A 20,206-nucleotide genomic window follows, 5' to 3' on the forward strand; every position below is an offset into this window, starting at 1 on the left:
AAATCGATTTTCGGAAAGTCCGATACATGGATTTGGAGCGCCGGATGTATGTCCATCCGGGTGGCTCGGCAGATGATCGGGGTCGATGGAATGAGTGATGCAGCAGCAGCCAATGCAGCAAATGACGGTGCTTTGACGCCACGTTTCGTGCATCTGCGGGTACACTCGGCCTATTCCTTGCTGGAAGGCGCATTGCCGCTCGGCAAGATCATCAAACAGGCGATTGCCGACGAGGCGCCGGCTATCGCAGTCACCGACACCAACAATCTGTTCGGTGCGCTTGAATTTGCGCAGAAGGCATCGAAGGACGGGTTGCAGCCGATTATCGGTTGCCAGATCGATGTTGCCTTTGGCGACCATGCCGACAATGGACGCAGCGCCAATCGCCGGGTTGCGCTGGACCTTGCCCCCATCGTGTTGCTCGCGACGACGGAAGAGGGCTATGGCAATATCGTGCGGCTCGTCAGCCGCGCGTTCCTGGACACTCCGGCGGGTGATCCGGTGCATGTCGAGGCGAGCTGGCTACCGTCCTTGGCGAAAGATGTCATTGTGCTTTCCGGCGGCGCATTGGGGCCGATCGGCCGCGCCTTTGCCGCCGACCGTCCGGACAGGGCGGAGGCACGGCTTGCTTTCCTGCGGGAAGCCTTTGGCGACCGGCTCTATGTCGAACTGCAGCGTCAGGCGGGCTATGACCGTGCGCTGGAAGCAAAGACCGTGGCGCTTGCCTATGAGATGGACCTGCCTCTGGTGGCCACCAATGAGGCGTTCTTTCTCAAGGCGGAAGACTTCGAGGCCCATGATGCGCTTCTGGCCATCGCGGAAGGGCAGATATTGTCCAACGATGATCGCCGCCGCCTGACGCCGGATCATCATCTGAAAAGCCGTGCGGAAATGGCAGCACTCTTTGCCGACCTGCCGGAAGCGCTCGAAAACACGGTTGAGATTGCCCAGCGCTGCAGCTGGTACACGCAGACGCGCAAGCCGATCCTGCCGCGCTTCACAGGCGAATCGGACGATCCGGAAGCGGCTCTTCAGGCGGAGGCCGACGAACTGGCGCGGCAGGCGCGCGAGGGCTTGAAGATGCGGCTCGAGACGGCGGGTCTCGCGGAAGGCTATACGGCGGAGCAATATGCCGAGCGTCTCGAATACGAGATCGGCATCATCACCCGCATGAAGTTCCCGGGCTACTTCCTGATCGTTGCCGACTTCATCAAATGGGCGAAGGCCCATGGCATTCCGGTCGGGCCGGGCCGTGGTTCCGGTGCAGGTTCCCTCGTCGCCTATGCGCTGACGATTACCGATGTCGATCCGCTGCGGTTCTCGCTGCTCTTCGAACGCTTCCTCAATCCGGACCGCGTTTCGATGCCCGACTTCGATATCGACTTCTGCCAGGATCGCCGTGAAGAGGTGATCCGCTATGTGCAGGAAAAATACGGGCGCGATCAGGTTGCGCAGATCATCACTTTCGGAACCTTGCAGGCGCGCGCCGTGCTGCGCGATGTGGGGCGCGTTCTGGAAATGCCCTACGGTCAGGTCGACCGTCTGTGCAAGCTGGTGCCGCAGAACCCGGCCAATCCCGTGTCGCTGGCGCAGGCCATCGAAACCGAGCCCAAGATCAACGAAGAGCGCGAGAAGGAGCCGGTTGTCGGGCGGCTTCTCGATATGGGCGCTCAAGCTCGAGGGGCTTTATCGCCACGCCTCGACCCACGCCGCCGGTATCGTGATCGGTGACCGTCCGCTGTCCGAACTGGTGCCCATGTATCGCGATCCGCGTTCCGACATGCCGGTCACCCAGTTCAACATGAAATGGGTAGAGCAGGCGGGACTGGTCAAGTTCGACTTTCTCGGCCTCAAGACGCTGACCGTTCTGGAAACGGCGGTCAAGCTGGTGGCGCGCAAAGGGATCGAGATCGATCTGTCCCATGTGCCGCTCGATGATCCGCTCACCTATGAAATGCTGTCGCGCGGCGAAACGGTCGGCGTGTTCCAGGTTGAAAGTGCCGGCATGCGAAAGGCGCTGCTCGGCATGCGCCCGGACCGGATCGAGGATATCATTGCGCTTGTGGCACTTTATCGTCCCGGCCCGATGGAGAACATCCCGACCTATAATGCGCGCAAGAACGGCGAGGAGGAGATCGCCTCCATTCACCCGAAGATCGATCACCTGATCAAGGAAACGCAGGGCGTTATCGTCTATCAGGAACAGGTGATGCAGATCGCGCAGGTGCTTTCCGGCTATTCGCTCGGTGAAGCTGACCTTCTGCGCCGCGCCATGGGCAAGAAGATCCGTGAGGAGATGGACAAGCAGCGCGTCCGTTTCGTGGATGGCGCCATCGAAGGCGGTGTCGACAAGGCGCAGGCCAACATGATCTTCGACCTGCTGGCCAAGTTCGCCGACTACGGCTTCAACAAGTCGCACGCCGCCGCCTATGCCATCGTCTCCTACCAGACGGCCTATATGAAGGCGCATTACCCGGTCGAGTTCCTCGCCGCGTCGATGACCTACGATATGTCGAACACCGACAAGCTCAACGATTTCCGCCGCGAGGCCAACCGTCTGGGCATCGAGGTCGTGCCGCCGTCGGTGATGACGTCGTTCCGTCCGTTTGAAGTGGGCGAGAAGCAGATTTTCTATTCGCTCGCCGCGATCAAGGGCGTGGGCGAGGCGGCGGTCGATCATATCGTCGAGGTGCGGGCCGAGAAGCCTTTTGAAAGCCTTGAGGATTTCTGCGAGCGGGTCGATCCGCGCATCGTCAACCGGCGGGTGCTGGAAAGCCTCATCAATGCCGGTGCGATGGATTGCTTCGGTCGCGAGCGCCCGGCCATGAGTGCGGGCATGGATCGCATCATGGGCTTTGCCCAGCGCACGCAGGAAAATGCCGCAAGCGGCCAGTCCGATATCTTCGGCCTGTCCGGCGCGCCCAAGGAAACGCTCATCCTGCCGCAGGCAGCGCCATGGCTGCCATCGGAAATGCTGCATCGCGAGTTTCAGGCGGTCGGCTTCTATCTGTCGGCCCACCCGCTCGATGAATATCGCGATGTGCTGAACCGGATGCGTGTTCAAAGCTGGGCGGATTTTTCCGCGGCCGTCAAGCGCGGCGCCAATGCCGGACGTCTGGCGGGCACCGTGACCGCCCGTCAGGAGCGCAAGACGCGAACCGGCAACAAGATGGGTATCGTGCAGCTGTCCGATGCCAGCGGCCAGTTCGAAGCAGTGCTGTTTTCTGAAGGGCTCGCGCAATATCGCGATCTTCTGGAAAGCGGCAAGTCGGTGGTGATTACTGTTCAGGCGGAAAACCGTCCCGAAGGCATCGGCCTGCGCATACAGACTGTGCAGTCCCTCGAAGACGAGGCCTGCCGGATGCAGAAGGCGATGCGGCTTTATCTGCGCTCCGCCGATGCGGTCCGTCATATCGCGCCGCATTTCAATACGCGCGGCGACGGGCAGGTGAGCCTCATCGTCATCAAGGACAACGGCCAGCGCGAAGTCGAGATCGAACTGCCGCACCGTTATCGCGTCAGCCCGCAGATCGCGAGCGCCATGAAAGCCATTCACGGTGTCGTGGACGTGGAACTGGTTTGAGGTAATTAAGGCAGAGCGGCGGCAAGCCCGTTTTGCGTCTTTTTGCACGAAAAACCGGTGGTGATGTGTGTATTTCACCACCGATTTTGTGGCGAACGCCCGTCAAAAATGTGGCGTTTCTGTGATTTGCCTCAGTAGGCGGCTGTGAAACGCTTACGAATATGCTGGCCTTTTTCAGCTTCATCCAGAATGGCGACCGCCAGATCGGCGACGGAAATCTTGCTTTCGCCCTTGTCGTCGAACACCGGTTCATCGCCGCCGAGACGGTATTTTCCGGTGCGTTCGCCCGGCTGGAGAATGATCGCCGGCGACACGAATGTCCATTCCAGTTGGTCCTCGCGGCGCAGATCTTCCAGTGCCTGACGGGCGCCGAGCGCGCCTTCCTTCCACTCGGCAGGAAACTCGGGTGAGTCTACCAGCTGCTTGCCATTGATCGAAAGACTGCCTGCGCCACCAATCGCTATAAGGCGCTTGATGCCGGCCTTTTTGGTGGCTTCCGTGATGGAGCGGCTGCCATTGATGTGATTTTCGCGGATATTCTCGTCGCTCCAGCCCGGATTGTAGGCCGAAATCACGATGTCATGCCCCGCAAGCTGGCTTGCAAGCGCATCGGTATCGAATACGTCAGCCTTTAACGCTGTGACATTGGCGAGCTTTTCCACTTTTTCCGGATGGCGAACCAGTGCGGTCACCTGGTCGCCGCGTGCTGCGGCTTCCTTGAGAATTGCGGCGCCCACAAAACCCGTTGCGCCGATCAGTGCGATTCTGGTCATGGCATTTTCCTTTCCGATCTTCTCGTATCGAATAAATTGAGGTACGTTTCGTAATCAGGTTATTTCTGATAACTACATAAGTGATGCTGCCATGCGTGTGAAGAACGCACTTTTACATGTTCAGGGTACATGGAAGTAACCGCGTCGAAGGCAAGTGTTCAGGGCGGTTTCGATGAAGCCGAAAGGCAAGGACCGCGCTAACGAATTGTTTTACCGGGATTTTGCCGCCAACATAGACCATGAGCGTTCGAAAGCGGCGAGGCTCGAAGAATAAAATGCGCGCCGGGCGGTGGACCGCCTGTCCGAGGAGAAGCAGATGACGATATCGACACGGCCTGACGGCAAGACGCCCTTGCTCTCATCTACTCCGGCCTTCAAAACCGATGGGGACGGCGCCTGTCCGATCCGCGAAGTGCTGGATCGGGTGGGCGACACGTGGAGCATTCTCGTCGTCTTCAATCTTCAGGAAGGTTCGATGCGCTTCAATGCCTTGCGGCGATCCATCGAAGGCATTTCGCAGCGCATGTTGACGGTGACGCTGCGGTCGCTGGAGCGCGACGGGCTGGTTTCGCGGCATGTTCGCCCGACATCCCCGCCGGAAGTGGAATATTCACTGACCGAGCTTGGCCATTCTCTGGCCGTGCCGATCGATGTGCTCGGCCAATGGGCAGTCAAGAACCGCGACCTGCTTCGCGATGCACGCGCACGTTTTGATGAGGGCAACGAATAAAAAGGGGAACCGGGCCGACTCGCCGTGCGTTTGTCTTGTCAGACAGGAGAGAAAGCCATGCCCGCTAAATCACAAGCCCAACAGAAGGCAGCCGGAGCTGCCCTTGCTGCCAAACGCGGCGAGATCAAGAAAAGCGAACTCATCGGCGCGTCGAAGGAAATGTATGAATCGATGACCGAAAAGGAACTGGAAGAGTTTGCCGAAACCAAGCGCAAAAGCCTGCCGGAGCACGTAGACGGCGGCAAGAAGCACTGAACAGGACAGGCGAGCGCCCTCTGGCACTCGCCATGTGATCTTTACTTGTCGGCCTTGTTCGGGGCGAGTTCGATTGCTTTCAGCTTGCCGTCGGTGATGCCGCAGCGCAGCGTGATGCTGTCCCACTTCGCGGAAACACCCTTGTTGCGCGCTTCACCGGGAACCGAAATCACCGCCGACACCTTGCGCGGGTCGCTGGAACTGAATTTCGATGATTTATCATCGGTTTGCGCGTCGGAAATATCGTCTTTGGTGAAGCCGAGACGATCATATTTCTTGCTCTTCTTCACATAGTCATAGCCGCTGGCGATACAGTCGGCGATCTGCGGCGCGACCCGCTGATCCTTGACGAGCGTCTGGTAATTTCCTGTAAAATCCTTCGAGCGCTTCGGAACGGCATCGGCATGAGCCGCAGCGCAAAAACCCAGTGTGAAAATTGCGGAAAGTACAAGTTTGGTCGATTTCATGCCCATGTCCTTCTGGAGACCCGTCTTTCACTGGCGATCAGGCGGGGTTAAATCGATAATGGAACCGAGATTACAGGCGCAATTCTGATTTTTTTATGAATTTCCAACGCTTACGATAGCTTATTGGCAAATCCGTGCAAGACAGGATTTGCCGTGGCAGCCCTGGTCGAGATGCATGTTGGTGCGGTGCGCGGCGTCGCCGTCCGGACCGATCACGGTCATGAAAAGCTTGCAGCTTGCACCGTGCACGGCGCGCCAGAACGCCTTTTCCTTGTCGTTGCCGTTCCAGCCGCTTTCCAGTTGCGTTTTGCTGCCGTCCGCAAATGTGAACGACATGATATCGAGCGCGTTGGCAAAGGCGTGTTCCGAAACCCGCCCCGACGAGGCTCCGTTTACCTTTCGGCATTGATAGTCCGAGCCGACGCCGATCTCCGTGATTTTTGAATCCGGGCCGTAAACATCCTTCGCGGCTTTCGTCACTTCACTGCTCCACTGCGCCAGCGTGACGGCCATTGCGCAATTCGTGGTCACTGCATTGGCGAATTTCAGCGGTTCGTCCTTGCCGATGGCAGTGAGGGACAGAGGGGAATGAACCCCGCATTGCTCGCCGTCCTTGATCGGAGGCAGGAGCTTGCCCTCGACCTGGCCGGAAATGAGAGCCGGGCAGGACACCTGATAGATTCGTTCTTCGATCTCCGGCATGGCGTCCTGCCGTTTCTCGTCAGCCTGTTTCGGGTTGTCTGCCGGTTCCGCAGGTCTTGCCGGTTTCTCCGGAGATGGAGCGGGGGCCGGGCGGGGCTGTTCCTGTGGTTCCGTACCCGCATTTTCCTCGGGAAGGGGCGTGGCTTCCGGCACCGGTTTCTTGTTTGCCGTTTCCTCCGGTCGCGGGATGGGAACAGGTATGGTGAAGCCGGGCGCCGGTTTTGCTTCGGCCTTCGGTGCGGAGCTCGCTTGTCTTGCCGTCTGTTGCTTTGCGGTCGGTTTTCTCTGGGTATGTCTTGCTGCCGGACGTTTGCGATGCTGCCTTGCCTTCTGGGCGTCCTGTTTGAGGATGCGTTCGATGAAAGTTTGCGCCTGCGCCTCGCCGGAAAGAAGGCCGGACAAAGACGGCATTGCAACGAGGCCAAGCGCGATCAGCGCGGTGAATGCACCCTTGCCGGACGGAGGAAAAGACAAAGCCATTGACGCCTCATGAGTAGCGGTTCCGTCAGGGCTAATGACGAAACAGGGAATGGCGTTCCTTCACGCTTGATGGCAGAGCGTAGCAAATGGTAGGAAATGCATGCCGAACACCGGTTTTTCCGGCTTTTTCAACCCTGCGCGCTTGACAAGATAACAGCTGGATGACTAAAAGCCGCCATCGCTGGCGCGTCATCGCGCTGGCGTTTCATTTGACGTGTCCCGTGGATGAAGATTGCGCTCGCGCGCTTCATCCTGTCAGTCCTCGAAAACGGAGGGCAGAGGAGGGCGCGTTTCCTCCAGCGCCTTCGGGCGCTATAACCTTTGAAGGAAATGCGATGAGCAAGCGCGAATCCGCTAAGTACAAAATTGATCGCCGTCTTGGCGAAAACATCTGGGGCCGTCCGAAGTCCCCGGTAAACCGTCGTGAATATGGCCCGGGCCAGCACGGCCAGCGCCGCAAGGGCAAGCTGTCGGACTTCGGTGTGCAGCTGCGCGCCAAGCAGAAGCTCAAGGGCTTCTACGGCGACATCTCCGAAAAGCAGTTCCGCAAGACCTACGAAGAAGCCGCTCGCCGCAAGGGCGACACCGGTGAAAACCTGATCGGTCTGCTGGAATCGCGCCTCGACGCAGTCGTGTACCGCGCCAAGTTCGTTCCGACGATCTTCGCTGCCCGCCAGTTCATCAACCACGGCCACGTGAATGTGAACGGTCGCCGCGTCAACATCCAGTCCTACCGCCTGAAGGCCGGTGACGTTGTTGAAGTTCGCGAAAAGTCGAAGCAGCTGGTTATCGTTCTGGAAGCTGTTCAGCTCGCAGAACGTGATGTTCCGGACTACATCGAAGTCGACCACAACAAGCTGGTTGCGACCTACTCCCGCGTTCCGACCCTGACGGATGTGCCTTACGCCGTTCAGATGGAACCGAACCTGGTCGTCGAATTCTATTCGCGTTAATTCCATGCGCGCTCTGGCGCGCTGGATATTTGCCGAAATCGAAAAGCCGCGCTGTCCATCAGCGCGGCTTTTTCGTTTAGCATTTCCAGCAAAAGTGCGAAGCGGTTTTGCGTCTTTCGCAAACAATTATGGTTTCCCGGTTTTCCCCGCGCCCGCTTTTCGGTATGAAGCCTGCAACATCCTCAATTTTCGGGAAGCACCATGAACGCTTTCGATCCAGATATTGCAGAAGATGCGGGCAGCGACGGCTGTCACCCGCTGTTCCGCGATGTGCCGACCACGGTTGAATTCAACAAACTGCGCAAACGCCTGTTGCGCCTGACGCGGCAGGCCATCGAGGATTTCTCGATGGTCAAACCCGGCGAACGCTGGATGGTTTGCCTTTCGGGCGGCAAGGACTCTTATGGGCTTCTGGCGCTGCTGCTGGATCTCAAATGGCGCGGCCTGCTGCCGGTCGAGCTGCTGGCGGTCAATCTGGATCAGGGCCAGCCGAATTTTCCCAAGCACATTCTGCCGGATTTCCTGAACCGCTACGAAATCGAGCATCGCATCGAATATCAGGACACCTATTCGATCGTCACCGACAAGCTGCCGGAAACGAGCACCTATTGCTCGCTTTGCTCACGCCTGCGCCGCGGCAACCTCTATCGGGTCGCGCGTGAGGAAGGCTGTTCGGCGGTGGTGCTCGGCCACCACCGGGAAGACATCCTCGAAACCTTCTTCATGAACCTGTTCCATGGCGGACGCCTTGCGGCAATGCCGCCGAAACTCGTCAATGACGAGGGCGACCTGATGGTGTTCCGTCCGCTGGCCTATGCGGCGGAGGACGATCTGGAGAAATTCGCGACCGCAATGCAGTTCCCGATCATTCCGTGCGACCTGTGCGGCAGTCAGGAAGGGCTGCAACGCAATGCGATGAAAGCCATGCTGACCGACATCGAGAAGCGCATGCCGGGCCGCAAGGACACGATGATCCGCGCCATGACGAATGTTCGTCCAAGCCATCTGCTGGATCGCAAGCTGTTCGATTTCGCAGGACTGACGCTGAACGATGCAGGAGAGGGCGATCATGCGCTTTGATGAAGGACAGATGGACTGGCTGGCCGATTTGCTGGCCGATGCGGCGCGTGAGGAGATCATGCCGCGATTCCGCAGGCTGGATGCGGGCGATATCAAGCAGAAGACATCTGCTGCCGATCTGGTCACGGAAGCGGATGTGAATGCGGAGCGCTACATCACAGCCAGGCTAAAGGAGCGGTTCGCCGACGCGGTGATCGTGGGCGAGGAAGCCTGCTCGGACAATCCGGCCTTGCTGGATGGTCTCAACGACGCGGAACTTGCTTTCACAATCGATCCCGTTGACGGCACCTTCAACTTCGCATCAGGCGTTCCGCTTTTTGGCGTGATGCTGGCGGTGGTGTCGAAGGGTGAAACGGTCGCCGGTATCATTCACGATCCCGTCGGCAATGACTGGATCATGGCGTCCAGGGGCGGCGGGAGTCATGTTCGCCATGCCAACGGCGATCTAAGCCGGGTGAGCGTTGCGAAGCCTGCTCCGATCGACCAGATGACTGGCTCGATTTCGTGGCAGTATACTGCCGAGCCGATACGGTCGCGGCTGGCGCGCAATCATACGAAATTCCTGTCGCAGATCGGTTATCGCTGCGCGGCGCACGAATATCGGATTATCGCGACCGGCGGGGCGCATTTTGCCGTCTACAACAAGCTTATGCCCTGGGACCATCTTCCCGGAGCGCTGATCCATCAGGAAGCGGGTGGTTATATCGCGCGCTGGGACGGCAGCGCGTACCTGCCGTCTCACACCGGCGGCGGGCTTATCATTGCGCCGAGCAAGGAGAGCTGGCAGTCCATTCAGGCCGCGCTCTGGGCAGAGTAGCCGGCCCGCTTGTGTTTTTGGCATGTGAATATTATATTGGCGGAGTGGGTTGGAAGCGCGAACTCCCAACCCGTTTCGCTTACGTAAAGAGTTGGACCCGCACGTAGCATTGCCAGCCCGTGCGGGTTTTCTTTATCGTCAGCGTGATACTCACAGGTATGAAACCCATTTGTGTCACTCCGGTGCGAGAGCAAAGCCCTTGCCAAAGTCGGGGTGGCTTATCCTCCCCGATGCGCCTGCTGGCTGACGCGTTCTGCTTTTGCCCCCGAAACCACCAATTGATAGCACGTGCATGGCATAAGAAAAGCCCGCTAACTATGAGCGGGCTTTGATTGTTTATCAGTGATATGCGATCAGATCACGTGTTCGGCGGGCGGGTTTTGTACCCTGAACAATCGCCCGCGTTCAGCGATCAGAACGCAGCCGAGCGCCACAAATCCGAGCACGCAATAGCCGGTTGCAACCGGCGTCGTGGTGCCGTCGAAGGCCTGGCCGATAACCGCGCCCAATGCCGCGCCGATCACCGTTTGGGCAAAGCCCAGAACGGAGGAGGCCGTGCCTGCGACTTCGCCGAGCGGCTCCATCGCCAGCGCGTTGAAATTGGCGGTCACGAGGCTGAACGAGAACATGATGGTCATGTAGATCGCCATCAGGAGCGGGAAGGGCACAGGCCCTTCCATCGTGACCGAAAGGACCATCCACAACAGGCTGAAACCGGTGAAGACCAGCAGCATCGACTGCGAAATGCGGCGCATGCCGAAGCGGCCGACAAGGCGCGAATTCATGAACGAGGCAAGTGCCAGCGTCATGGCAACGGCTGCGAAAGCCAGCGGAAACAGCGCGCCAAGCTCATAAATGCCGACGAAAATCTGCTGGGCCGAGTTGATATAGCCGAACAGCGCGCCGAGAATGAACGAGGTGCCGAGCATATAGAACAGGGCGACGCGGTTCGACAGAACGATCCCGAAGCCGCCGATGACGCTCCTGACCGTCAGCGGACGCCGGTTGGATGCGGGAAGGGTCTCGGGCAGGCGAAAGAAGGCCCACATGCCGACGATCAGCGCCATCAGCGCCATCGACAGGAAGATCAGGTGCCATTCGCCGAGCAGCATGATGAGCTGGCCTGTTGCAGGCGCGACGACGGGCAGGATCATGAAAACCATCATGACGAGCGACATGACTTCCGCCATCTGGCGTCCGGCGAACTTGTCGCGGACCACCGAGACGGCGATCACGCGCGTACCGGCTGCGCCAAGGCCCTGAAGGACGCGCAGGACGATCAGCGTCGTGAAATCGGTGACGACAGCCGACGCCAACGCGGCGAGAATGTAGATGACAAGCCCGCCGAACAGCGGCAGCCTGCGGCCGAAGCGGTCGCTCAACGGTCCGTAGAACAGCTGCGAAACGCCGAAGCCGAGCAGATAGGCGGTAATGACGAACTGGACGTGGTTTTCCGACTGCACGCCAAGGCTTGCGCCAATCTGCGGCAGGCCGGGCAGCATGATGTCGACCGCCAGCGCATTGATGGCCATGATGGCAGCGATGAGCGCGATGAATTCGCCGCGTCCGCGCATGGAGGTTTTCTGGTCCGGCGAACCGTTCTTGATGTCGAGCGGCATGACTGGCATTCCCTGGCAAAGTAGCGCATCGCGTCGGGGGACACGATACGAAAGACAAAATTTAGAAAGCAGAAGCAGACAGACGGAAATCCGTCGTTGAACATCTAGCAAAACGCAAAAGGCGCCGTGGAACGGCGCCTTCGGAAAAGGTGAGGCTGAAGCCGTATAACCGGCAATTAATCCTCAAGCCGCCTTGGTGGCAATACCTTTATCGGTAAAAAGTGCCTGCAATTCGTTCGATTGGAACATTTCACGCACGATATCGCAGCCGCCGACGAATTCGCCCTTCACATAAAGCTGAGGGATAGTGGGCCAGCTCGAATATTCCTTGATGCCCTGACGCAGTTCGTCCGAGGACAGAACGTTGACGCCCTTGTACTCAACACCGAGGTAATCGAGGATCTGGACGACCTGACCGGAGAAACCGCACTGCGGGAAACCCGGCGTGCCCTTCATGAAAAGCACGACGTCGTTGGTCTTCACTTCATTGTTGATGAAATCGTTGATGCCGGTCATTTGCGGTCCTTTCCAAGCATAACCCCGAAAAGTTGCCTGACTTTCCGGACAGGATCATGCGCTAAACAAATACGCCGAGGCAAATTCCGGCGTAAACTGGGGAGGTCTTCCCAATATAGTCGCTTTGAATGCTGGTAACCACCCGGATCGGGCGAAAGCAAGTCAAATGCGCGAGAATTCCGTCTCCGGGGGAGCTGCATCTTGCCGCAGCAGGGCTTGGTCCCCCGAAACGGCCGTCCGTTATTCCGGTACGCTTGTCTGCAAGGCGAGTGCATGCAGCACGCCGCCCATATTGCCCTTCAGCGCGTCATAGACCATCTGGTGCTGCTGCACGCGGGACTTGCCGCGGAAACTCTCCGCGACGACCTCGGCGGCATAATGGTCTCCGTCTCCGGCAAGGTCGCGGATCGTCACCTTTGCGTCGGGAATCCCCTCGCGTATCAGTTTTTCGATCTCATGTGCGTCCATAGCCATGCAAAATCTCCTGCCGTTTCCGGCCTTTTCTTATCGTTCGGTCGAATCGTAACGCACCATCGTGGAACGTCAACAACCATCTGTCTAACGCTTAAATCAAAGACAAGCAAACCGCCCGGACAGGCTTTCCATCCGGGCGGCAAAAGGTATCGACGATGCGGACCGAGGTCAGTTATCGGTTGCGGGCTCGCCGCTCATGAAGGCCGGGAACCAGCCTTCAAAAGCATCGGTCAGATCGACAACGCTGACATCGACCAGATCGCCGATCTTCAGGCGGTCGCCGCCGACGGTGCCGAGCACGCGGAACGGAACGCCAGCGCCTTCGGCATTGAGGGCGATGAGCTTTGCCATTTCAGCCGTGGCCGCGACGACATAACGCGCCTGATCTTCACCGAAAAGTGCGGCATGAGGTAGGCCGTCACCGGCATCGATCACGGCACCCTTGCCGGACTTGATTGCCATTTCGGCAACGGCAATCGCCAGGCCGCCATCTGAAAGGTCGTGGCAGGCCGTGACCTGACCGTTGCGGATGGCCGAGCGGACAAATTCGCCATTGCGCTTTTCAAGCGCAAGATCGACCGTCGGGGCAGGACCATCGGCGCGGTCGAACAGATCGCGCAGATAAACTGACTGGCCGAGATGGGTGCCGTCGCCGCCAAGCAGCACCAGCGTGTCGCCATCCTGCATGCCGCCGATCTTCGCCATTTGCGACCAATCCGGGATGAGCCCGACACCGGCAATGGTCGGCGTCGGCAGAATGGCCTGGCCGTTGGTCTCGTTGTAGAGCGAGACATTGCCGGAAACGATCGGGAAATCCAGCGCGCGGCAGGCTTCGCCGATGCCTTCGATGGCCTTGACGAGCTGGCCCATGATTTCCGGCTTTTCCGGGTTGCCGAAGTTCAGATTGTCGGTCGATGCCAGCGGCTCGGCACCGGTCGCGGTGATGTTGCGCCAGCATTCGGCAACCGCCTGCTTGCCGCCTTCAAACGGATCGGCTTCGCAATAACGCGGCGTCACGTCAGAGGAGAAGGCGAGAGCCTTGGTGTCGTGGCCTTCCACGCGGATCACGCCCGCGTCGCCGCCCGGAACCTGCAGCGAGTTGCCCTGAATGAGCGTGTCGTACTGTTCATAGACCCAGCGACGCGACGACAGGTCGGGCGAGCCGATGAGCTTGAGAAGGGCTGCGGAATAATCTTCCACCTGCGGCACATTGCTGGCCGGAAGCGGCGCGTGCTTGCCGGGTTCCATCCACGGACGATCATATTCCGGCGCTTCGTCGCCCAGATCCTTGATCGGCAAGTTGGCGACTTCCTCGCCCTGATGGATGACGCGGAAACGCAGATCGTCGGTCGTCTTGCCGACGATGGCGAAATCGAGGCCCCATTTGCGGAAAATGGCCTGCGCTTCGGCTTCCTTTTCCGGCTTCAGAACCATGAGCATGCGCTCCTGGCTTTCCGAAAGCATCATTTCATAGGCCGTCATGTTCTCTTCACGGACAGGAACATGGTCGAGGATGAGTTCGATGCCGAGGTCGCCCTTGGCGCCCATTTCGACAGCGGAACAGGTGAGGCCCGCCGCGCCCATGTCCTGAATCGCGATCACTGCGCCCGAAGCCATCAGTTCAAGGCAGGCTTCAAGCAGGCATTTTTCGGTGAAGGGATCGCCAACCTGAACGGTCGGGCGCTTTTCCTCGATCGACTCGTCGAATTCAGCCGATGCCATCGTCGCGCCGCCGACGCCGTCGCGACCCGTCTTCGCGCCGAGATAGACGACCGGCAGGCCGACGCCTTCCGCCTTGGAATAGAAAATGCCATCGGTTCTGGCGAGACCCGCCGCGAAAGCATTGACGAGGATATTGCCGTTATAGCGCTTGTCGAAATTCACTTCGCCGCCGACGGTCGGCACGCCGAAGGAATTGCCATAGCCGCCGACGCCGGAAACGACGCCCGAAACGAGGTGACGGGTCTTTGGATGATCCGGTTCGCCGAAGCGCAGCGCATTCATCGCCGCAACGGGACGCGCACCCATGGTGAAGACATCGCGCAGGATGCCGCCGACACCGGTCGCCGCACCCTGATAGGGTTCGATATAGGAGGGGTGATTGTGGCTTTCCATCTTGAAGACGATGCAATCGCCATCGCCAATATCCACGACGCCCGCATTTTCGCCCGGACCCTGAATGACGCGCGGTCCACTGGTCGGCAGCGTGCGCAGCCATTTCTTGGACGACTTGTAGGAGCAATGCTCGTTCCACATGGCCGAGAAAATCCCCAGCTCTGTGAAGGTGGGCTCGCGTCCGATCAGACCGAGAATGCGCTGATACTCGTCCGGCTTAAGACCATGCGCTTCGATCAATTCCGGCGTGATGTCTCGCGTATTGGAAATAGTCATGGAAATGGGGAACCCCGTCGCAGGCTGCGGTACCCGAAAACCTTCTGCCGAAGGCTGGATACCTAAGGTTTCAAGGCGCCTCTTTAACCTAAGTTTCCATGAAGTGCGACAGGAAAATGCCGCTTTCCCGGCCTCAATCGTACATCAGTAACGATAAAGAGAGGCCGGGCGCTTCAGACACTCCCTTCATATCCGGCCTGTTCGTTTTCGAGCAGGCGACGGAGCGTCAGGAAACAGTTTTCAACGACATTGCGATCGGAGGGGGAAGAGAAGGCGACGCGGACCCTGTGATAAATCTGGTCGACGCGTCCGGCCTTGAACTCGTCCTCGTCATCGATCAGGATTCCGCTTTCATAGGCCGCCGCCTTGAACGTTCCCGAAAGCCAGGGCTCGGGCAGGCCCATCCAGAGGAATGGAACGGATGGTTTCGATACGAAGTCGAACCCGTCGAAGATTCTGCGGGCCATTTCTTCGCGAATGACGGTTTCCTCGCGGCATTTGCTGTGAATGGCGTCTGCCTCGCCGGAAAGTACAAGCTGCGCGCCGGTCTCGGCGAGCAGGAAGGCTGCGCCGCCCGTGACCATCTTGTGCGTCACCTTCACGCGCTGCGCGCAATGGGCAGGGCAGGCGACCCAACCGCTGCGTATCCCTGCCGCTACGGCTTTCGACAGGCCGGAAACGACGAATGTGCGTTCCGGCGCAAAACTTGCCAAGGGCGGAATCTGGCTGTCGCACATGACGCCATAGATATCGTCTTCGATGAGCCAGACATTGTAACGCCGTGCAATGTCGGCAATGGCGCGGCGCCGTTCTTCCGGCATGACCGACAATGTGGGATTATGCAGCGTCGGCATCAGGAAGGCGAGGGTCGGGTGCTGCTGACGGCAGGCGCGTTCGAATTCTTCCGGAATGAGACCATATTCATCCAGACCGGCCTGAATGGTGCGCCGCCCCAGAAGGCGAACGGAACGGCTGATCTGCGCGTAAGTCAGGTTTTCAAACAGGATGCGGTCGCCGGGATTGGTGAAGGCCGTGATGATGGCAATGCTCGCAGCCTGCGCGCCGTTGGTGACGACGATGCTGTCGAGGTCTGGACGCCAGTCGGCCCGCGAAAGCCATCTTTGCCCGGCTTCCAGCCAGTGCTGCGGGAAATAGCGCGAATAGCTCGCTATATCCTGCGGAAAATCCCGATGAATGTCGGCATTTATCCGGGCCAGAACTTCGTGCTGGCCAACATCCGGTGCCGCCGTCGTGTCGAAGCGAATTTTACCGGACGGAACATCGGCGGGTTTGGTTCCGGCAATGCCTGAGGCGGTCAGCGCATTGTCGGCCGGTTCTTCACCGAGCACATAGGTTCCCCGACCCACTTCGCCCGTCACAAGGCCGCGCTCGTGTGCCAGGGCATAGGCGCGGCCGATTGTGCCGATTGTTACCTTGAGATCGAATGCGAGATTGCGCTGCGGCGGAAGCTTTGCGCCCGCAGGCAGCCCGCCGTTTCCGATTGCCTCTTCGATGGCATCGGCGAGTTGCAGGTAAAACGGGCCGGACTTGCCGGAAAGGTCTGGAATCCAATTTGTCATGGTGACAACTTATAAATTGTACCTATTGCCAAGTCAATTATAGAGTCAATTCGTCGCTGCCGGTGAATTGTAAATAGTCGGCGATCAAACGAACTGCTTGGAGCATCGTGTGCCCGTTCGCGTGGTTGAAGAGCGCTCCGACCAGTTGAATCCGGGCATCGTTCCGCTGGAAGTCGACTTCGATTTTCAGGTCGATGCCGTAGCAGCACTGGGCTCCCAACCGGCTCTGCTTATAAGGAATGGACCGAGACAATGTTTTACTTCAGGCCGCAGACCGAGACAATAGATACAATTCTTCCTGTTCCCGTGGCTGATACGGCGGCGGATTTGCCGAAAGGATTGCAGGCGCATCTGGCAACGGCCTCGCAACCGCGAGGCGGATATCTACGGCAGGTTTTGAATTGGCTGTCATATCGAATGATGCTGCGGCGCACCCGGATTGCTTTGGGCGAACTGACAGACGCCCAGTTGCGCGACATTGGACTGCGGCGCGGTGAAGCCGAGCGCGAAGCGCGGAAGGTGCGTTTTCACTTGCGTTGAAATGTGTCGCGGAAAGCCGGTTCCGGCGTTTCCGCGACACATCTGGTTGTTACTGGCAGCCGCTCTGGCCCGAAGCCCAGCGGTTGACGTCGGCGGCGATACGTCCGCCATGGCTTTCACCCATCATGGGGCCGAAAGTTTCGACGCGAGCCGGATTTCCCTGCGCCTGCACGACCAGCAGCGGGCGAGACGCCGGGTTGCGGGCCGGCACCACCAGAATGCGCGGCCGTCCGGTGAAGGAATTCAGTTCCGGTGCAAGCGAGTATCCACGGAAATCCTTGTCCTTGGATTTGAACCAGCAGCTATTCGCGGCCAGCGCAATGCGCTCCATGGTTGGTAATGCAGCCTTGCTGGCATCGACGGCAACGGGGCGCGTCGGCTTGCTGGAGGTGCAGGCTGCAAGCAATGCAATGGCCGGGAGGGCCAGAAGAGCGAAAGTCTTGGTCTTCAAGGAGGGGCTCCGAAAGGGCGTGCCTTTGAAAAGCACGCTGGGGGTGAGGTAGATCGGCAGAATCAGGCGAGTTGCGGCATGAAGGACTTCAGTCCATCGCTCATCTCGTTCCAGATGCGTTCAAAGACCGGGTGCTGTTTTGCCTTGGCCGCATATGCATCGAATTTCGGGAACGCGTCCAGCAAATCCGCTTTGCCGGATAGCTTCTTCAACGGTTCCATCAGAAAACGCACGGGCAGCAGCCAGCAATCCGCAAGTGTAGGTTCGTCTCCGGCGGCGAAAGCTTTGTCCGAAAGGCGGCTTTCGACCACTTTGAGGCCGGTATGCATCTTGTCGAACAGGCGCTCGATGCTTGCATCGTCGCGCTCGGGTTTGCTCGACAGGATGAAGAGCTTCATCGTCGGTCCGAGCACGTCGAGTTCCGTCACGCGCGCCAGCAGGCGGATGAGTGCACGCTCGCGCGGCGTGCCGGGCAATACGGGTGTTTCAGGAAAATGATCTTCCAGATATTCCGCGATGACGGCGGCTTCAAACAGCGTTTCTCCCGAACTGGTGATCAGCACCGGTATGCGGCGAAGCGGCGTGACATTGCCGAAATCGGCGGGAAACGGATAGGACAGGTTCATCGGCTTGAAAGGCAGGTCCTTCAGATAGAGGACGCCGCGCACGAAAGCTGAGTAGGGGGAGAGAGGCCTGGAATAAAGCTGCATGAATGAATTCCCCTGATTCTTTATCGCTAAAATCTGTGAGGCATTTCCAGCAAAAATATGGACGATTTGTGCCGGGAAAAATGCACGGACAAAAATGAGGAGACCCCGACGGTTTGTCTCTTGTCAAAGTCCTCCCGGAGCCAAGCTGCCACGAAACCCGGCGCTTTGCCAGTGCAGTTTTGAGGCGAGGCAGGCGCAACAAAAAAGGCGGCTCGCTTGGAGCCGCCTTTTCCGTTTATCTGTCTGCCAGCTCAGGCCGCGACGCCGAGTGCGCCTGCAAAAAGCGCCCGGCCATCGTCGCCGCCATGGGCTGCTTCGATCAGGTTTTCCGGGTGTGGCATCATGCCGAGCACATTGCCGCGTGCATTGACGATACCTGCAATGTCGTTGACCGATCCGTTCGGATTGGTGCCTTCGGCATAGCGGAACACGACCTGGCCTTCGCCTTCGATACGCTTCAGCGTTTCGGCATCTGCGAAATAATTGCCGTCATGATGCGCGACCGGGCAGCGGATGATCTGGCCCGGCTGGTAGCCGCGCGTGAACGAGGTGTTGGCGTTGGTCACTTCGAGCTTCACTTCGCGGCAGACGAATTTCAGCGAGGCATTGCGCATCAGCGCGCCCGGCAGAAGTCCGGCTTCGACGAGGATCTGGAAGCCGTTGCACACGCCCATGACCATCACGCCCTTTTCGGCCTTCTCGCGCACGGCCTGCATGACCGGCATGCGGGCGGCAATGGCGCCGCAACGCAGATAGTCGCCATAGGAGAAGCCGCCGGGGATGAGGATCAGGTCCACATCGTCGGGGATGCTGGTGTCAGTCTGCCAGACGGTCACCGGAGCCTGTCCGGTGATCTTGGTCAGCGCCGCGATCATGTCGCGATCGCGATTGAGACCGGGAAGGAGAATGACTGCGGATTTCATGGCGACTGCTTCCTTGTTGGGCTCAGGCGATGGCGATGGAATAATCTTCAATCACGGTGTTGGCGAGCAGCTTCTCGCACATGGCTTTCAGGTCTGCTTCGGCCTTGGCCTTGTCCGAGCCTTCCAGTTCCAGATCGAACACCTTGCCCTGACGGGCCGAATTGACGCCGTCGAAACCGAGGCTGCCGAGCGCGCCGACGATTGCCTTGCCCTGCGGGTCGAGAACGCCGTTTTTCAGTGTAACGGTGACGCGTGCCTTGATCACTCTGTAGTTCCTGCAATTTTAGAACGAATGAAACAGCCCGGAAGGCTTGTCTGGCTCGATCCCGAAAACCGGCTTCCACTTTTCGGGACCAGGCCCTTCCGGGCTGGGCGGATGATTACTTCACAAGCGTGGGGCCGGACGGGCGCGGCGTGTCGTTCTCGTTCATGATGCCGAGACGGCGCGCAACTTCCTGATAGGCCTCGACCAGACCGCCCATATCGCGGCGGAAACGGTCCTTGTCGAGCTTGTCATTGGTGGTGATGTCCCAAAGACGCGCAGAGTCCGGCGAAATTTCGTCGGCGACGACGATGCGCATCATGTCGCCTTCCCACAGGCGTCCGCATTCCATCTTGAAATCGACAAGCTGGATGCCGATGCCGAGGAACAGGCCGGTGAGGAAGTCGTTGACGCGGATGGCAAGCGCCATGATGTCGTCGATTTCCTGCGGGCTTGCCCAGCCGAAGGCCGTGATATGCTCTTCGGTGACCATCGGATCGTCGAGCGCATCGGCCTTGTAGTAGAACTCGATGATCGAGCGTGGCAGGATGGTGCCTTCTTCCAGGCCAAGGCGCTTGGCGAGCGAACCGGCTGCAACGTTGCGCACGACCACTTCAAGCGGAATGATTTCCACTTCCTTGATCAGCTGCTCACGCATGTTGAGGCGGCGGATGAAGTGCGTCGGAATGCCGATGCGGTTGAGCTGGGTGAAAATATGCTCGGAAATGCGGTTGTTCAGCACGCCTTTCCCGTCGATGACTTCATGCTTCTTTGCATTGAAGGCAGTTGCGTCATCTTTGAAGAATTGGACAAGCGTACCGGGTTCAGGGCCTTCATAAAGAATCTTGGCCTTGCCCTCGTAAATACGGCGGCGACGGTTCATGGCTTTTCTCGGATTTC

At 58.9% G+C, this 20,206-nt stretch carries 20 protein-coding genes and 1 pseudogene; 7 read left to right on the forward strand and 14 right to left on the reverse strand.

The genetic code is table 11. The annotated features are described in order from the left end of the window. The first annotated feature begins 90 nt into the window (after positions 1-90). Positions 91-3,583 (forward strand): annotated as a pseudogene (gene dnaE, locus OINT_RS04585) (DNA polymerase III subunit alpha). A 131-nt stretch (positions 3,584-3,714) separates the two neighbouring features. On the opposite strand, the gene OINT_RS04590 reads toward dnaE, so the two are convergent. Next, a complete protein-coding gene (locus tag OINT_RS04590) occupies positions 3,715-4,356 on the reverse strand; it encodes an NAD(P)-dependent oxidoreductase (protein WP_006466610.1) in 642 nt (213 codons plus the stop codon). 316 nt (positions 4,357-4,672) lie between these two features. Here OINT_RS04590 and OINT_RS04595 point away from each other — a divergent pair, with 316 nt between their 5' ends. Both OINT_RS04595 and OINT_RS04600 read left to right on the forward strand, forming a co-directional pair. Then, positions 4,673-5,086, forward strand: coding sequence for a winged helix-turn-helix transcriptional regulator (locus tag OINT_RS04595; RefSeq protein WP_021585015.1), 414 nt, complete (start codon positions 4,673-4,675; stop codon positions 5,084-5,086). Between the two features lie 57 nt (positions 5,087-5,143). Continuing rightward, a complete protein-coding gene (locus OINT_RS04600) occupies positions 5,144-5,341 on the forward strand; it encodes a DUF3008 family protein (RefSeq protein ID WP_021585016.1) in 198 nt (65 codons plus the stop codon). Positions 5,342-5,382: 41 nt separating this feature from the next. Here the strand turns inward: OINT_RS04600 and bspC are convergent, their stop codons facing one another. Both bspC and OINT_RS04610 read right to left on the reverse strand, forming a co-directional pair. Further along, positions 5,383-5,808: a type IV secretion system effector BspC gene (gene bspC / locus OINT_RS04605; RefSeq protein WP_039852929.1), complete on the reverse strand. Its 426-nt coding sequence runs from the start codon at positions 5,806-5,808 to the stop codon at positions 5,383-5,385. A 120-nt stretch (positions 5,809-5,928) separates the two neighbouring features. Further along, positions 5,929-6,990: an extensin-like domain-containing protein gene (locus OINT_RS04610; RefSeq protein WP_006466614.1), complete on the reverse strand. Its 1,062-nt coding sequence runs from the start codon at positions 6,988-6,990 to the stop codon at positions 5,929-5,931. A gap of 335 nt (positions 6,991-7,325) precedes the next feature. On the opposite strand from OINT_RS04610, the gene rpsD reads away from it, so the two are divergent. From rpsD to OINT_RS04630, 3 genes are all read left to right on the forward strand, one after another. Beyond that, positions 7,326-7,943, forward strand: coding sequence for a 30S ribosomal protein S4 (gene rpsD / locus OINT_RS04615; RefSeq protein WP_031345968.1), 618 nt, complete (start codon positions 7,326-7,328; stop codon positions 7,941-7,943). A 201-nt stretch (positions 7,944-8,144) separates the two neighbouring features. Beyond that, positions 8,145-9,023 carry a tRNA 2-thiocytidine(32) synthetase TtcA gene (gene ttcA, locus OINT_RS04625; protein WP_006466616.1) on the forward strand — a complete coding sequence of 293 codons (879 nt, stop codon included), beginning with the start codon at positions 8,145-8,147 and terminating at the stop codon, positions 9,021-9,023. Next, the gene (locus OINT_RS04630; RefSeq protein ID WP_021585021.1) at positions 9,013-9,840 is read left to right on the forward strand and encodes an inositol monophosphatase family protein; all 828 of its coding nucleotides are present in this window, start codon (positions 9,013-9,015) and stop codon (positions 9,838-9,840) included. The genes ttcA and OINT_RS04630 overlap by 11 nt, the downstream gene beginning before the upstream one ends. Positions 9,841-10,193: 353 nt before the next feature. Here OINT_RS04630 and OINT_RS04635 read toward each other — a convergent pair whose 3' ends face one another. From OINT_RS04635 to OINT_RS04660, 6 genes are all read right to left on the reverse strand, one after another. Continuing rightward, the gene (locus OINT_RS04635) at positions 10,194-11,459 is read right to left on the reverse strand and encodes a multidrug effflux MFS transporter (RefSeq protein ID WP_006471791.1); all 1,266 of its coding nucleotides are present in this window, start codon (positions 11,457-11,459) and stop codon (positions 10,194-10,196) included. Positions 11,460-11,642: 183 nt separating this feature from the next. Continuing rightward, the gene (grxD, locus tag OINT_RS04640; protein ID WP_006466619.1) at positions 11,643-11,975 is read right to left on the reverse strand and encodes a Grx4 family monothiol glutaredoxin; all 333 of its coding nucleotides are present in this window, start codon (positions 11,973-11,975) and stop codon (positions 11,643-11,645) included. Between the two features lie 240 nt (positions 11,976-12,215). Next, complete coding sequence (locus OINT_RS04645) at positions 12,216-12,449, reverse strand: BolA/IbaG family iron-sulfur metabolism protein (protein WP_006466620.1); 234 nt, start codon at positions 12,447-12,449, stop codon at positions 12,216-12,218. 168 nt (positions 12,450-12,617) lie between these two features. Beyond that, on the reverse strand, positions 12,618-14,840 hold the full coding sequence (gene purL, locus OINT_RS04650) for a phosphoribosylformylglycinamidine synthase subunit PurL (RefSeq protein WP_006466621.1): 2,223 nt from the start codon (positions 14,838-14,840) through the stop codon (positions 12,618-12,620). 173 nt (positions 14,841-15,013) lie between these two features. Further along, positions 15,014-16,420 carry an aminotransferase-like domain-containing protein gene (locus OINT_RS04655; protein ID WP_006466622.1) on the reverse strand — a complete coding sequence of 469 codons (1,407 nt, stop codon included), beginning with the start codon at positions 16,418-16,420 and terminating at the stop codon, positions 15,014-15,016. A 37-nt stretch (positions 16,421-16,457) separates the two neighbouring features. Then, on the reverse strand, positions 16,458-16,673 hold the full coding sequence (locus tag OINT_RS04660; protein WP_006466623.1) for a hypothetical protein: 216 nt from the start codon (positions 16,671-16,673) through the stop codon (positions 16,458-16,460). Here OINT_RS04660 and OINT_RS24280 point away from each other — a divergent pair. Further along, positions 16,673-16,960, forward strand: coding sequence for a DUF1127 domain-containing protein (locus tag OINT_RS24280; protein WP_006471787.1), 288 nt, complete (start codon positions 16,673-16,675; stop codon positions 16,958-16,960). The two genes, OINT_RS04660 and OINT_RS24280, sit on opposite strands and share 1 nt — an antisense overlap. 49 nt (positions 16,961-17,009) lie before the next feature. Here OINT_RS24280 and OINT_RS04670 read toward each other — a convergent pair whose 3' ends face one another. The 5 genes from OINT_RS04670 to purC all read right to left on the reverse strand — a co-directional run bounded on the left by OINT_RS04670 (position 17,010) and on the right by purC (position 20,189). Then, on the reverse strand, positions 17,010-17,411 hold the full coding sequence (locus OINT_RS04670) for a hypothetical protein (RefSeq protein ID WP_021585026.1): 402 nt from the start codon (positions 17,409-17,411) through the stop codon (positions 17,010-17,012). Positions 17,412-17,473: 62 nt separating this feature from the next. Continuing rightward, entirely contained in the window at positions 17,474-18,121 is a 648-nt protein-coding gene (locus tag OINT_RS04675) for a glutathione S-transferase family protein (RefSeq protein ID WP_006466625.1), read from the reverse strand. A gap of 251 nt (positions 18,122-18,372) precedes the next feature. Continuing rightward, complete coding sequence (gene purQ, locus OINT_RS04680) at positions 18,373-19,044, reverse strand: phosphoribosylformylglycinamidine synthase subunit PurQ (RefSeq protein ID WP_022568500.1); 672 nt, start codon at positions 19,042-19,044, stop codon at positions 18,373-18,375. A 22-nt stretch (positions 19,045-19,066) separates the two neighbouring features. Continuing rightward, positions 19,067-19,309, reverse strand: coding sequence for a phosphoribosylformylglycinamidine synthase subunit PurS (gene purS, locus OINT_RS04685; protein ID WP_006466627.1), 243 nt, complete (start codon positions 19,307-19,309; stop codon positions 19,067-19,069). Positions 19,310-19,424: 115 nt separating this feature from the next. Then, positions 19,425-20,189 carry a phosphoribosylaminoimidazolesuccinocarboxamide synthase gene (gene purC, locus OINT_RS04690; RefSeq protein WP_004688254.1) on the reverse strand — a complete coding sequence of 255 codons (765 nt, stop codon included), beginning with the start codon at positions 20,187-20,189 and terminating at the stop codon, positions 19,425-19,427. Between the last annotated feature and the right edge of the window lie 17 nt (positions 20,190-20,206).

Source organism: Brucella intermedia LMG 3301 (assembly GCF_000182645.1).
Taxonomy (GTDB): domain Bacteria; phylum Pseudomonadota; class Alphaproteobacteria; order Rhizobiales; family Rhizobiaceae; genus Brucella; species Brucella intermedia.